The organism is Stenotrophomonas geniculata, from assembly GCF_034508895.1.
Taxonomy (GTDB): domain Bacteria; phylum Pseudomonadota; class Gammaproteobacteria; order Xanthomonadales; family Xanthomonadaceae; genus Stenotrophomonas; species Stenotrophomonas geniculata.
In genome coordinates this window covers 2417116-2430132 of sequence record NZ_CP140571.1, presented here as the reverse complement: position 1 = coordinate 2430132, position 13017 = coordinate 2417116, and the positions used below count along the sequence as shown (strand labels likewise).

At 68.4% G+C, this 13017-nt stretch carries 11 protein-coding genes; 6 read left to right on the top strand and 5 right to left on the bottom strand.

Going from position 1 to position 13017, the window contains the following annotated elements; translation table 11 throughout:
- Window positions 1-56: 56 nt before the first annotated feature.
- Both rpoD and dtd read right to left on the bottom strand, forming a co-directional pair.
- A complete protein-coding gene (gene rpoD, locus RI032_RS11260) occupies window positions 57-1910 on the bottom strand; it encodes an RNA polymerase sigma factor RpoD (RefSeq protein ID WP_010481200.1) in 1854 nt (617 codons plus the stop codon).
- A gap of 90 nt (window positions 1911-2000) precedes the next feature.
- Window positions 2001-2441 (bottom strand): D-aminoacyl-tRNA deacylase, encoded by a 441-nt coding sequence (gene dtd / locus RI032_RS11255; RefSeq protein WP_049436896.1) that lies wholly within the window; start codon window positions 2439-2441, stop codon window positions 2001-2003.
- Window positions 2442-2503: 62 nt separating this feature from the next.
- Here dtd and RI032_RS11250 point away from each other — a divergent pair, with 62 nt between their 5' ends.
- The 4 genes from RI032_RS11250 to RI032_RS11235 all read left to right on the top strand — a co-directional run bounded on the left by RI032_RS11250 (window position 2504) and on the right by RI032_RS11235 (window position 6766).
- On the top strand, window positions 2504-3424 hold the full coding sequence (locus tag RI032_RS11250; RefSeq protein ID WP_071305909.1) for a lauroyl acyltransferase: 921 nt from the start codon (window positions 2504-2506) through the stop codon (window positions 3422-3424).
- Window positions 3425-3509: 85 nt separating this feature from the next.
- The gene (gene ribA / locus RI032_RS11245) at window positions 3510-4646 is read left to right on the top strand and encodes a GTP cyclohydrolase II RibA (protein ID WP_057503141.1); all 1137 of its coding nucleotides are present in this window, start codon (window positions 3510-3512) and stop codon (window positions 4644-4646) included.
- Window positions 4647-4730: 84 nt separating this feature from the next.
- Window positions 4731-5231: a PH domain-containing protein gene (locus RI032_RS11240; RefSeq protein ID WP_043397520.1), complete on the top strand. Its 501-nt coding sequence runs from the start codon at window positions 4731-4733 to the stop codon at window positions 5229-5231.
- Complete coding sequence (locus tag RI032_RS11235; protein WP_057503139.1) at window positions 5228-6766, top strand: PH domain-containing protein; 1539 nt, start codon at window positions 5228-5230, stop codon at window positions 6764-6766. The genes RI032_RS11240 and RI032_RS11235 overlap by 4 nt, the downstream gene beginning before the upstream one ends.
- Window positions 6767-6879: 113 nt before the next feature.
- On the opposite strand, the gene RI032_RS11230 is transcribed toward RI032_RS11235, so the two are convergent.
- Window positions 6880-7938, bottom strand: coding sequence for a CDP-glycerol glycerophosphotransferase family protein (locus tag RI032_RS11230; RefSeq protein WP_043397515.1), 1059 nt, complete (start codon window positions 7936-7938; stop codon window positions 6880-6882).
- On the opposite strand from RI032_RS11230, the gene RI032_RS11225 reads away from it, so the two are divergent.
- Both RI032_RS11225 and RI032_RS11220 read left to right on the top strand, forming a co-directional pair.
- A complete protein-coding gene (locus RI032_RS11225; RefSeq protein WP_100446813.1) occupies window positions 7937-8755 on the top strand; it encodes a glycosyltransferase family 2 protein in 819 nt (272 codons plus the stop codon). The genes RI032_RS11230 and RI032_RS11225 overlap by 2 nt on opposite strands.
- Before the next feature lie 43 nt (window positions 8756-8798).
- Window positions 8799-9920 carry a glycosyltransferase family 4 protein gene (locus tag RI032_RS11220; RefSeq protein ID WP_322547020.1) on the top strand — a complete coding sequence of 374 codons (1122 nt, stop codon included), beginning with the start codon at window positions 8799-8801 and terminating at the stop codon, window positions 9918-9920.
- Between the two features lie 18 nt (window positions 9921-9938).
- Here the strand turns inward: RI032_RS11220 and RI032_RS11215 are convergent, their stop codons facing one another.
- Both RI032_RS11215 and rsmB read right to left on the bottom strand, forming a co-directional pair.
- Window positions 9939-11660 (bottom strand): glycosyltransferase family 39 protein, encoded by a 1722-nt coding sequence (locus RI032_RS11215; protein WP_043397509.1) that lies wholly within the window; start codon window positions 11658-11660, stop codon window positions 9939-9941.
- Between the two features lie 23 nt (window positions 11661-11683).
- Window positions 11684-13015: a 16S rRNA (cytosine(967)-C(5))-methyltransferase RsmB gene (gene rsmB / locus RI032_RS11210; protein WP_322547019.1), complete on the bottom strand. Its 1332-nt coding sequence runs from the start codon at window positions 13013-13015 to the stop codon at window positions 11684-11686.
- Window positions 13016-13017 lie beyond the last annotated feature (2 nt).

Genomic DNA, 13017 nt, shown 5'->3' with positions numbered 1-13017 from the left:
AAAGAAAAACCCCGCCTAAGCGGGGTTTCTCTCAACGCTTCAACAGCCGCTGGAAATCAATCGATATCCAGGAAGCTGCGCAGCTGCTCCGAGCGGCTCGGGTGACGCAGCTTGCGCAGGGCCTTCGCTTCGATCTGGCGGATGCGCTCGCGGGTCACGTCGAACTGCTTGCCGACTTCCTCAAGGGTGTGGTCGGTGTTCATGTCGATGCCGAAGCGCATGCGCAGCACCTTGGCTTCCCTCGGGGTGAGGCCGGCCAGCACGTCGCGCACGGTTTCAGACAAGTTGATGTTGGTGGTGTTCTCGATCGGGGACTCCACGTTGGTGTCCTCGATGAAGTCGCCCAGATGGGAATCCTCGTCGTCGCCGATCGGGGTTTCCATCGAGATCGGCTCCTTGGCGATCTTCATCACCTTGCGGATCTTGTCTTCCGGCATGTCCATTTCCTTGGCCAGCTCCTCCGGCGTAGCCTCGCGGCCGTACTGCTGGAGCATCTGGCGGGAAATGCGGTTCAACTTGTTGATCGTCTCGATCATGTGCACCGGAATACGGATGGTGCGCGCCTGGTCGGCAATCGAGCGGGTGATCGCCTGGCGGATCCACCAGGTGGCGTAGGTCGAGAACTTGTAACCGCGGCGGTACTCGAACTTGTCCACGGCCTTCATCAGGCCGATGTTGCCTTCCTGGATCAGGTCCAGGAACTGCAGGCCGCGGTTGGTGTACTTCTTGGCGATCGAGATCACCAGGCGCAGGTTGGCCTCGACCATTTCCTTCTTGGCCTTGCGCGCCTTGGCTTCACCGTAGGCCATGGCACGGCTGATTTCCTTCAGCTCTTCCAGGTCCAGCTGGGTCAGCTTCTCGATGTCGATCGTCGCCTGCTGTTCGGCGATGATCTGGTCCTTCACTTCGCGCAGGGCCGACGACCACTTCTGCTTGCGCTTCAGTGCGTCTTCCACCCACTCCAGGTTGGTCTGGTTGCCTTCCCAGGAACGGATGAAGTCCTTGCGCGGCATGCGTGCAGTGACGGTGGCCAGGTTCAGCACGCGGCGCTCATGGGCCTTGATCGACGCCATGGTGTCGCGCAGCTGCTTGGTCAGCACATCGGTCAGCGGCAGCGGCAGCTTCAGGGTGACGAACACCGCCGACATTTCTTCGCGCAGGCGCGGCAGGTTCTTCTTGTCGCCCTTGGTCGCGGCCTTCTTGAAAGCGTTGAAGGCATCGCTCAGCGCCTGCATGCGCGCGGCGACTTCCTCCGGATCCGGACCGGTCGGTGCGGCTTCTTCATCGCCACCGTCGACATCGTCGTCCTCGTCCTCGTCGCCTTCGGCGTCGGCATCGGCGCTGTCATCGGCAGCGGCCGCCGGCGGTGCCGGCTCTTCATCGGTCAGATCGTTGAAGCCGACGATCACTTCGGCCAGGCGCTTCTTGCCTTCCTTGTGGGCTTCGTAGTCGGTCAGCAGCGACTCGACCGAGACCGGGAACTGGCCCAGGGCCGCCTGGACCTGCGAAAGGCCTTCCTCGATGCGCTTGGCGATGGCGATTTCGCCTTCGCGGGTCAGCAGCTCGACGGTGCCCATTTCGCGCATGTACATGCGCACCGGGTCGGTGGTACGGCCACCTTCGGTGTCGAGCGCGCTCAGTGCGGCGGCGGCTTCTTCGGCCGCGGTGTCATCGACTTCGCGGTTACCGGTGTTGCCGTCGTTGAGAAGCAGGGTTTCCACATCCGGCGCAACTTCATGGACATCGATGCCCATGCCGTTGATCATGCCGATGATGTCTTCGATCTGTTCCGGGTCGACCATGTCGTCCGGCAGATGGTCATTGACTTCGGCGTAGGTCAGGTAGCCCTGTTCCAGGCCCTTGCTGATCAGTTGCTTGATTTCGGATTGGGCAGGACGTTCGTTGGCCATGTAGTGCTCGCGCCACCGGCTAGGGAGAAATAGGGAACGTAGCATTATACCAGCCCGGGGCCCGGCCTGCCGGGCGGTGGTCCCGGCGGCCTAGGGCCTGAGAAGGAAGGTCACGGGACCGTCATTGACCAGGCTGACGACCATATGGGCACCAAATCGGCCCGTTTCCACCCCTGGCGCGTGATTTTCACGACAGATCTCGACAAATCGATTGAACCCGCGTTCAGCCTCGGCCGGCGGCGCGGCGCTGGTGAAGCTGGGCCGCATGCCCGACCGGGTGTCGGCGGCTAGGGTGAACTGGCTGACCAGCAGCAGGCCGCCGCCGGTGTCGCGCAGCGAACGGTTCATCTTCCCGGCCTCGTCGGCGAACACCCGGTAGCCCAGCAGGCGCTCGGCCATTCGCTGCAGCTGGGCCTCGCTGTCGCCCGGCTCCATGCCGACCAGCGCCAGCAGGCCGGGGCCGATCTGCCCCACCGCTTCGCCCTCGACGTGGACGGCGGCCTGGCTGACGCGCTGGATCAGGACGAGCATGCGGGGGCTTCCAATGAACACGGCCGGCCACGATAGCAGCGCCCTTGGCTAAACTGGCGCCGATGAATCCGCAACGCAAAGCCCGGCTGGTCTACCGCGCCACCACCCTGTTCGCCCGCCTGCCCTGGCCGCTGCTGCGGGGAGTCGCCCGTGCCCTGTCCTGGACCTGGATCAGTCTCAACGCCCGTGAGAGCCGCGTCACCCGGCGCAACCTGGAGCTGGCCTACCCGGACCTGGAGGGCGCCGCGCGCGACCGCCTGCACCGGGAGCTGCTGCGCTCCACCGCCCTGCAGGCCATCGAAACCCTGCGACTGTGGAGCCAGGCGCCGGCCGACAACCTGCGCCTGCACCTGAAGCAGCGCCACGGCGAGGCCCTGTACGACGCGGCGCTGGCCAGCGGCAAGGGCGTGATCGTGGCGGCGCCGCACTTCGGCAACTGGGAGCTGCTGAACCAGTGGCTGGCCTCGCGCGGGCAGATCGCCATCGTCTACAAGCCACCGGAGGACGAGGCCAGCGATGCCTTCCTGCAGCTGGTGCGGGGCGGCCAGAACGTACAGCAGGTGCGTGCCGAAGGCCCGGCCGTGCGCCAGCTGTTCAAGGTGCTCAAGGACGGCGGTGCCACCGGCATCCTGCCCGACCAGCAGCCCAAGGCCGGCGATGGGGTGTTCGTGCCGTTCTTCGGCGTGCAGGCGCTGACCATGACCCTGGTCAACCGGCTGGCCGAGCGTACCGGCGCCACCGTGCTGTATGGCTGGTGCGAGCGCATCGGGCCGGACATGGAGTTCGCCCTGCACATCGAACCGACCGACCCCGCCGTGGCCGACCCGGACCCGCTGGTGGCCGCTACCGCGCTCAATGCAGGCATCGAGCGCATCGCCCGCCGCGACCCTGCGCAGTACCAGTGGACCTACAAGCGCTATACGCTGCGACCATCGGGCAGTGGCGAGGAAGACCCCTACGCGACCGAGGAACACCCGCACTGACGGCCGCTCCACTCAGGCCACCGCCCCCTGCGACCGGCGGCCGCACCACGTTGAATACGACGCCGGCGCCCCCATAGAGACTGCGATGTCCGCCTCCCCCGGTCCTGCCATGCCTGCTGCTTCTTCCCTGTTCGGCGATCCGGCCGCGATCCGCTGCGAGCGCGCGGTTTCCGAACTGCGTGCCGGTCGCCCGGTGCTGCTCCACGATGGCCAGGGCCAGCGCCTGGCGGTGATCGCGCTGGACAGCGCCACGGCCAGCAGCTTCGCTGCCTTCGCCAATGCCGCCCACGAGCGGCATTACCTGTTCCTGACCGCCACCCGCGCCCGCGTGCTTGGCGTGGAGGCCCCGCAAGGTGCGCGCCTGCCGCTGGCCGGTGTTGCCTTCGACGCCCTGCCCTCGCTGGGCTATCTGCGCGAACCGGGCCCGATGCCGCACGGCTGGAGTGCCGGTGACGCATTCGATGCAGGCGCCGTGGAACTGGCCCGCCTTGGCCTGTTGCTGCCGGCCATGGTGGCGGTGCGCTTGGACGCCGAAGACCGCACCTTCGATGGCGCTTCCGAGGTGGCGCTGTGCGACCTCGCCGAAGGCGCAGCACATGCGGCCCACGACTACGAACTGGTGGCGCGTTCACCGGTGCCGTTGCGCGACGTCGGCATGACCACGTTCGCGGTGTTCCGCGGCGGCGTCGCCCAGCGTGACCAGGTCGCGATCATCGTCGGCGAACCCGACCTGTCGGCGGTGGTGCCGGTGCGCGTGCACTCCTCGTGCCTGACCGGTGACCTGTTCGGCTCGCTCAAGTGCGACTGCGGCGACCAGCTGCGGCGCGGCCTGCGCAAGCTGAAGGAACTGGGGGGCGGCGTGCTGCTGTACCTGGACCAGGAAGGCCGTGGCACCGGCATCGCGGCCAAGATGCGCGCCTACGGCTACCAGCACGACGGCCTGGACACCATCGACGCCGACGCACAGCTGGGCTTCGGTGCCGACGAGCGCCGCTACGGCAGCGCGGTGGCCATGCTGCGTGGCCTGGGCATTTCGCGCGTGGCCCTGCTCAGCAACAACCCGACCAAGGCGCAGCGCCTGCGCAATGCCGGCATCGAAGTGCTGGACTGCATTCCGGTCACCGGCGAAATCACCGCCGAGAACGAACACTACCTGCGCACCAAGGCCGATCGTGCCGGCCACCTGCTGGATGTGGACGCGCTGATCCAGGCTGCCCAGTAACGCAGCCGACCTGCTACCGTCTGCGCGGTGCGGCCACGGCGGCCACGGCCGCCACCGCCCGCCCTGCCACCTGACGGAGCCCGCGTGACCGACGTTCCCCTTACTGCTCCGCCCACCGATGCCTGGCAGTCGCTGCCGCGCCGCGCCTCGCGGCTGGCCGCACTGGAAGGTGCCTTCGGTGGCCTGTTTGTGCCAGGCCTGCCGCTGGCCGCTGCATGGTGGTTCTTCGATCTGCCCGGTGGCGTATGGGTCGCAGCCCTCGGGCTGCTGGTGGGGGCTGCATGTGGTGCGTGGCTCGGCCACCGCCGCCTGGTCCGCACCCGTTGGCGGCTGGACGCACAGGGCCTGGGCCTGCGACGAGACCTGATGTGGCAGCTGGAAACGCGCATTCCCCTGTCGCGCGTGCAGCACCTGGACCTGCGCCGCGGGCCACTGGAACGCCGCGCCGGTCTGGCCACGCTGATCGTGCACACCGCCGGCACCCGCATGAGCGCGGTGACCGTGAGCGGCCTGGACGAGGCGGATGCCGAGCGCCTGCGCGACACCCTGTCCCATCAGCTCGACCAGGACGCCGACGCCCTGTGAGCCTGCCACCGCCTCTGCCTGCAGCACTGCCCGCCGGTGGCGAGGACCACCGCCTGCATCCGTGGTCATGGTTGTTCGTACTGTTGATGCAGCTGCGCCATTACTTCCTGCCGCTGGTCGCGCTGCTGGTGTTCGGCCAGCGGGGTGACCGCGACCCGATGTGGGCGCAGCTGATTCCGCTGACGGCAATTGCCGCACTGGTACTGGTGTCGGTGCTGCAGTACCTCAGCTACCGCTACCGTATCGGCGGTGATGCGATTACCGTGCGCAGCGGTCTGCTGGCGCGCAACCGGCGCGAGATTCCGTTTGCGCGCATCCACAACGTGGAGGTCCGGCAGAACCCGCTGCACCGCCTGTTCGGTGTGGCCGAGCTGCGCCTGGAATCGGCCGGCGGCGTGCGTCCAGAAGCCGAAATGCGGGTGCTGCAGCTGGACCAGGCGCTGGCGCTGGAACGACTGGTGCGCCAGCGCGGGCAGGCGCCGCAGGCCGCCGACGTTGTCGCCGCCGCCTCGATCACCGAGGCCGACACCGAACAGGTACTGCTGCGCCTGTCGAGCTGGGACGTGGTGCGCATGGGGCTGCTCTCCAACCGTGGCTGGGCGCTGGCGATCGCCGCGTTCGGTGTCCTGTTCCAGACCGTGCCGCGGCCGGTGATGGACGATGCCCTCCAGCGCGGTGGCCGCGAGGCATTCGGCTACGCCAGCCACCTGCACCCCGGCGTGGCCGGCGCGTTCCTGCTGCTGGCTGCGGCTCTGTTGCTGGGCTGGCTGGCGCTGCGCGTGTTGTCGGTGGTGCTGACCCTGCTGCGCTACCACGGCTTCACCCTCAGCGAGCAGGATCGCCGCCTGACCGTTTCGGCTGGCCTGCTCAGCCGCACCCGCAGCAGCGTGGCGCGCCGGCGCATCCAGGCCTGGACGCTGCGCGAAGGTACGTTGCAGCGCTGGTTCGGACTGCGCCAGCTGCGCATCGACAGCGCCGCCGGTGGCCCTGCGCGCGATGAGGACCGCGCCCTGCGCGAACTGGCACCGCTGGCGTCAAGTACGCGCTGCGAGCAGCTGGTGCAGCACCTGCTGCCACAGTTGCAGTGGCCACCCGCGCAGTGGCAGTCCATTCCGCAGCGCGGCTGGTGGCGGCTGTGCCTGGGCGCGCTGCTGCTGGTGCCGCTGCTGGCTGCGGCTGCGTACTGGCGCTGGGGCCCATGGGGCCTGCTGGTGCTTGCGTGGCTGCCGGTGGCGCTGCTGGTCGCGCACCGGCAGATGGCGCGCATGGGCTGGTACCTGGACGAGCACTATGTGGCGGTGCGCGGCGGCTGGTGGAAGCGCTGGTGGCGCTGGGCCGAGCTGGACAAGGTGCAGGGCCTGCGCCTGCAGCGCTCGCCGCTGGACAGGCTGCTGGGCACCAGCAGCCTGCAGCTGGATACCGCCGGCGCGCATGGCGATGTGGCGCTGACCCTGCACCATCTGCCGCAGGCACAGGCGCAACAGGTGATGGAGCAGCTGGCCGCAGCACTCGCGCGGCGCAAGCTGCGCTGGTGACGGCGGGGCCGGATCCCGGCCGCGCATCCACGCATGGCGTGGATCTACTGTAGCGCCGAGCCCACGCTCGGCTTGACGCAGCCGAGCATGGGCTCGGCGCTACATCACCCCCGCTACCGCTGCGAGGGGCCCCAATAGCCCAGGTCCTTGCGGATCTGCAGATCGCGCACCCAGCTGCCGAACGGCTTGCGCCGCAGCGCGCCCATTTCACCCGACAGGAAATCCTCGGTGGCCGCGATCACGCGCTCGCTGGACAGGCCATCGCGGTACGGGTGGATGGCATCGGCGTAGCGCACGATTTCCGCCTGCAGCGCCGCGTCCGGGTGCAGCGCGCGCTGCAGCATCGCCTGCAGCTGCGCAGGATCATCGAAGTCGATCATGTGCGGCTTGGGCACGCGGTTGCGGAAAGTCACCACTGGCTTGTGCTGGACAATGAACTCCGAAACGATCGACGAGGTATCCGATACCAGCACATCGGCGGCGCGCTGCGCGGCCATCACCTGCTCGGGCTCGATGAAGCGGGCATTGGCACCGGCCAGCGCGCGGTAGCGTTCGAACAGTTCCGGCGGGCACTTCGGGTGCAGGGTCAGCAGCCAGTAGTGATCACCGGCAGCGATATCGGCGGCGATCTGCGCGTGCAGGTGCGGGGCCGCGCTCAACCGTTCAGTGAAGGTCGAGCCGAACAGGATCACCGGGCGCTCGCCGGCCGGAGCACGCAACGCGGCGCTCTCGCCACCGTCATCGCGGAACAGCGGGTCCAGCTTCGGCCAGCCGGTCTCTGCCACCGCGAAATGGCCCTGCAGGGCAGCGATCTCGCGGAACGGCGCAGTGGTGGCCGGCCCCTGCGTGCAGTACAGGTCGAACATGCCGCGCACCCGGAAGTGGCCGCGCGCACTGTCGCGCTTTTCCACGTTGAAGCCATGGAACAGCTGCACCTTGGCCCCCGAAAGGAACGTCGGCACCCAGTTGGCCGCGCTGAATACCGCCCGCGGACGCATTGCCAGGGCCTGCTTCAGGCCCAGGTTGGGCACCCCCGGCAGGCTGCTGCCGGCCGCGCCATCCTCGAACCAGGCTGCTACCTCCTGCCCGGACGCGTGCAAGGCCTGCGCCAACGGGGCGAGAATAGGCAGCGCATAGCGCTCCGTCGCAAACAACAGGTACCCGGCCATCATGTCCTCCACGACCGCTCCCATCGAACGGCCTTGCATCTCGGCGTGCATTATCGCGTTCAACGAGGCCGGGCGCATCGGCGACTGCCTGGCCTCGCTGGCCTTCTGCGATGAGATTGTGGTGGTGGACTCGCAGTCCACTGACGCCACCGTAGCCATCGCCGAGGCCGCCGGTGCCCGCGTGCTGCAGCGCCGGTTCGAGGGTTTCCGCAGCCAGAAGGCGTTCTGCGTCGAGCAGGCCAGCCATGACTGGGTGCTGTGCCTGGATGCCGATGAACGGATCAGCCCGGAACTGCGCGCGGCCATCGAACAGGCCCGCGACGGCGGCTTCAGCGGCCACGCCGGCTACCGATTCGCCCGCCTCTCGGAGTATTTCGGCAGGTTCCTGCGCCACGGCAACGCCTATCCGGACCGGGTGATGCGGCTGTTCGACCGCCGCCAGGGCGGCTGGCGCGGCAAGCGCGAGATCCACGAGGCGGCCAGCGTCGACGGCAGCGTCGGTACGCTGCGCGGCGACCTGATCCACTACCCGTACCGGTCATTGCAGCAGCAGCTGGCCAAGACCGAGAAGTATGCGCGGATGATGGCCGAGCACGAGTTCGCACGGGGCAAGCGGGCCACCCTGGGCAAGCTGGTACTGGCGCCGGCCTGGCGGTTCTGGCGCGGCTTCCTGTTCCGTGGCGGCTTCCGCGATGGCTGGCATGGCCTGGTCTACGCCTACGTACGCGCCAACTACGTGCGGCAGAAGACCATCATGCTGTGGATGCTGGGCAATGGACAGGCGGTGGCCGACCCGGCGCCTTCCGCGGACCGGCCGTGACCACGCTGTGTCACACTTCGCGGGCGTTGCCTGAAGATCCCCCATGAAAATCCTGTACACCAACTTCCACTATGGCGACGGTGGCGGCCACACCACGTACATCGTCTCGTTGGCGCGTGCGTTGCACGGCCAGCACACGCTCCATGTCGCCGCGCCGGCCGACAGCCGGCTGCTGCGGACCATGGCCGATGAAGGCCTTGCCCGCACACTGCCGATTGCGTTCGGCAGCGGCCTGCCAACGCTACCCCGGCAGCTGGCCGAACAGCGTGCGCTGCGCAGGCTGGTGCGCGATGAAGGCATCGACCTGATCCACGTCAACGGTGCGCGCGACCACCGCTTCGTGATGCAGGGGCTGCTTGGCATGCGCCGCCCGCCGATCGTGCTGACCAAGCACAACAGCAAACCCACCGACACCTTCGGCAATGTGCTGCGCGCGCGCTGGGCCACCGATCGGCTGATCGCAGTCTCGGCCGACACCAAGCGCCTGCTGGAACAGGGCCCATACCGTCGCTGCCCGATCGACGTGGTCCGCAACGGCGTGGACCTGGAGCGCTACTCGCCACAGCCGGCCGGCACCGGCAGCGCGCTGCGGCAGCAATGGACGCAGGATCCACAGGCGCTGGTGCTGGTCAGCAATGCCGGCACCGACGATTACAAGGGCTGGATCGACCTGGCCCAGGCCATCGCGCGGCTGCCCGATGCGGTACGCCCGCACGTGCACATGGCCGTGGCCGGCCACCTGCCCACCGCGCAGCAGCGCGAACAGGTGCAGGCGCTGGGCGAGGTGGCCGCGCAGGTGCACTTCACCGGCCTGCTGGCCGATACCCGCATACTGATCGCGGCCGGCGATGCTGGCTTCGTGCTGTCCCATGACGTCGAGACGATCTCCTTCGCCTGCCGCGAGATGATGGCCAGCGCCAAGCCGATGCTGGTCAGCGATTACGCGGGCCTGCCGGAAAACATCGAACAAGGCGTCGATGGCTGGGTCGTTGCCACCCGCGACATCGACGCCATCGCCGCACAGGTGCAGGCGCTGTACGCACAGCGCGATGCGCTGCCGGAACATGGCCGGGCAGCACGCCGCCATGCACAGCGGGAGTTCGGCCTGCAGACATTCGCCGACGCCACGCTGGCCAGCTACCACGCCGCCCTGGCCAGCCCCTGAGCCAGGTTGCCCGAACGCTCAATCGGTGATGCCGGGCCCCTGCAGGCGGCGCTCGTGCTCGAGTTCCGCCGCCGACGGCCGGCAGGTGCCGGCGACCGCGTCGGCAGGCACCAGCCACCAGCGGCGACGATTGGAAATGCCCGCCATTTCGGCCTGCGCACGATCAATGCAGGCCTGCATCGCATCTTCGTTCACCAGCAGCCAGCGGTGCTGCGGAACCAGCCGCTGCCAGCGCACGGCTGCCTGCAGCTGTTGATGCCAACGCGCTTCGAATCCAAAGGTGGCCGCAGGACGATCGGCCATCAGCAGGTTCTGCTCTTTCCATGCCACCAGTCCCAGCTCGGCCTGCGGGCCGATGCGTGCGCTGACCTCGCGCATCAGGCCACGGGCCGAGCTGGAATCGTTCAACACCGGATAACCGACCAGGCTGTACAGCACCCAGACCCCGGCCAGAGTAGCGACCAGGGCAACGTGCCTGCGCCGGCGCCCGCACACCCACAGGCTCAAGGCCGACCAGACCGCCATCGCCAGCGCCGCCCAGGCCAGCGCATCGGTGGCACCGGGAAGCAACCCGCGGCCATGGGTAAGGCGCACTTCGAAATCCGGATCACCCAGCAGCGCAAGCGCACCGACCAGGCCCAGCGCCAGTGCCAGCAACGCGGTGAATGCGCCCAGCACACGCTGCACATCGCGCCGCCTCAGCAGCCCCGGCAGCAACGGCGCCAACGCCAGGCAGAACATCGGCAATGCCGGCAGGATGTAGACGTCGCGCTTGCCGTGCGGAATGGAGAAGAACAGCACGACCAGCAGCCACCAGGCCAACGGCAGCAGGTAGCGCGCATCGCGCCGGCGCAGCCGCCGGAACCAGGCCGGAAGCGCCCACGGCAGCAGCAGGAACGCGGGGATCCACATCGACGGCATGATCGCCAGGAAGTACCACCACGGCTGGTGATGGTCCCAGGACTGCGTATAGCGCCGTGCGGTCTGCCGGAACAGGATGTCGTCCATGTAGGCGCGATACGGCTCCGAGCCGGTGGCCAGGCCGGCCAGCAGCATCGGCACCAGCCACAACGACACCGCCAGCAGGAAGGCCAGCGGTGCCAGCCAGAAGCGCAGGTCACGCACGTGCAGGCTCACCCGCGGCCAATGCAGCATGGATGCGACTGCGGCCGGCACGATCATCATCAGCGCCAGCACGCCTACGCCCTTGGTGATCACCCCGATGCCGGCGAAGAACCAGCCCATCCACCACCAGCGCCAGGCCGGGCCCAGCAGCAGATGGCGCAGCAGGCCGTAGTTGGCCAGGGTGATGAACAGCACCACCAGCGGATCGATCTGCGCCTTCTTCGCCTGGAAGGTGAAGTGCAGCGCGAACAGCAGTGCCCAACCCGCGTACAGCCCCACCTGCCGCGTCCACAGGCGGCGGCCGAGATCGACCACGCACCACAGCGTGCCCAGCGCGGCCAGCAGCGAGGGCAGCAGGAACGCCACCCGCCAGTGGCCGACCAGGCTGTACAGCGCGGCCTGCCACCACATCAGCATCGGTGGCTTGTCCGAATACAGTTCGGGGCCGCGATGCGGGAACAACCAGTAACCACTGTCGACCATCTGCTTGGCCACCAGCGCGAAACGTGGCTCATCCGATGGCCACGGATCTCGGAGGCCCAGGCCGGCCCCCAGCACCAGCAGGGCCATCACCACCAACAACCACGTCTGGCGCGACGCGTGGGTTTTCAGCATGGGACTCGAAACGGCAGCGGGGGTCAGGCTGCTTTTAACAGACGCGCGTAGAAGAAACCGTCAGCATCGTTTTCACCCGGCAGCCGCTGGCGTGCCACCCCTTCGCAATCGACGCCGAACGCGTCGCCCAGTGGCTGCGCAACGGCATCCGGATGCCACTTCAGGAACGCGCGCACCTGATCGATGTTCTCGGCGCGCAGGATCGAACAGGTGGCATACAGCAGCACGCCACCCGGGCGCAGCATCGACCAGCAGGCTTCCAGCAGGCGCGCCTGCACGCCAACCAGTGCATCGATATCTTCAGCGCGACGGTGGAACATCACATCCGGCTGGCGGCGGATCACGCCAGTCGCCGAGCACGGCGCATCCAGCAGGATCGCGTCGAACGGCACGCCATCCCACCAGGCACCGGGATCACTGGCATCGGCAGCCAGGGTCTGCGCATGTTCGCCCACGCCGGTGCGGCTGTAGGTATCGCGTGCGCGGGCCAGGCGGCGCGCGTCGATATCCAGCGCCAGCAGGCGCAGGCTGGGGTCGCGCTCCAGCAGGTGCGCCGACTTGCCGCCGGGTGCCGCGCAGGCGTCCAGCACGCGGGCACCGGCCACCGGGGCCAGCGCATCGGCCGCACACTGCGCCGACACGTCCTGCACCGAGATCGCACCCTCGGCGAAGCCGGGCAGCTGATTCACGGCAACCGGAGAGGCCAGGCGCAACGCGTCGGCGCTGAGCGGACTGGCTTCCGCGGCGATGCCGGCTTCGGCCAGCGCTGCCAGTGCCTTGTCACGGCCGCCCTGCTGGCGGTTGGCGCGCAACCACAGTGGCGCCGGTTGCAGGCTGGCGCTGAAGATCGCGTCGGCCTGCGCCGGCCAATCGCGTTCCACTGCATCGGCCAGCCATTCCGGGAAGGCATCGCGCGCGGGCTGTTCCGGGAAACCTTCGCGCTGCGCGCGGCGCAGGATCGCATTGACCAGGCCTGCCTGGCGCTCACGGCCCAGTGCACGCGCGGCATCGACCGTGGCCGACAGCGCCGCGTGCGCCGGCAGCTCGAGCACGTCCAGCTGGGCGAACCCGACCATCAGCAGCGTGCGCAGGTCGGCATCACGCGCCGACAGCGGCTTCTGCATCCACGACTGCAGCGCCGCGTCATAGGTGCTGCGACGACGCAGGACGGCAAAACACAGGGCTTCCAGCAGCGCGCGGTCGCGGCTGTCGGCCAGCTTCGGCAGCGCCCAGGCCAGCTCGGCCTTCAGCGAACGGCCACGGGTGAACACCTGTGCCAGCACACGTGCGGCCAGCATGCGCGTGGCCGCGCCCGGCGCCGCCTTGGCGACGGAGAAATCGTTCTGCTTCGACACCG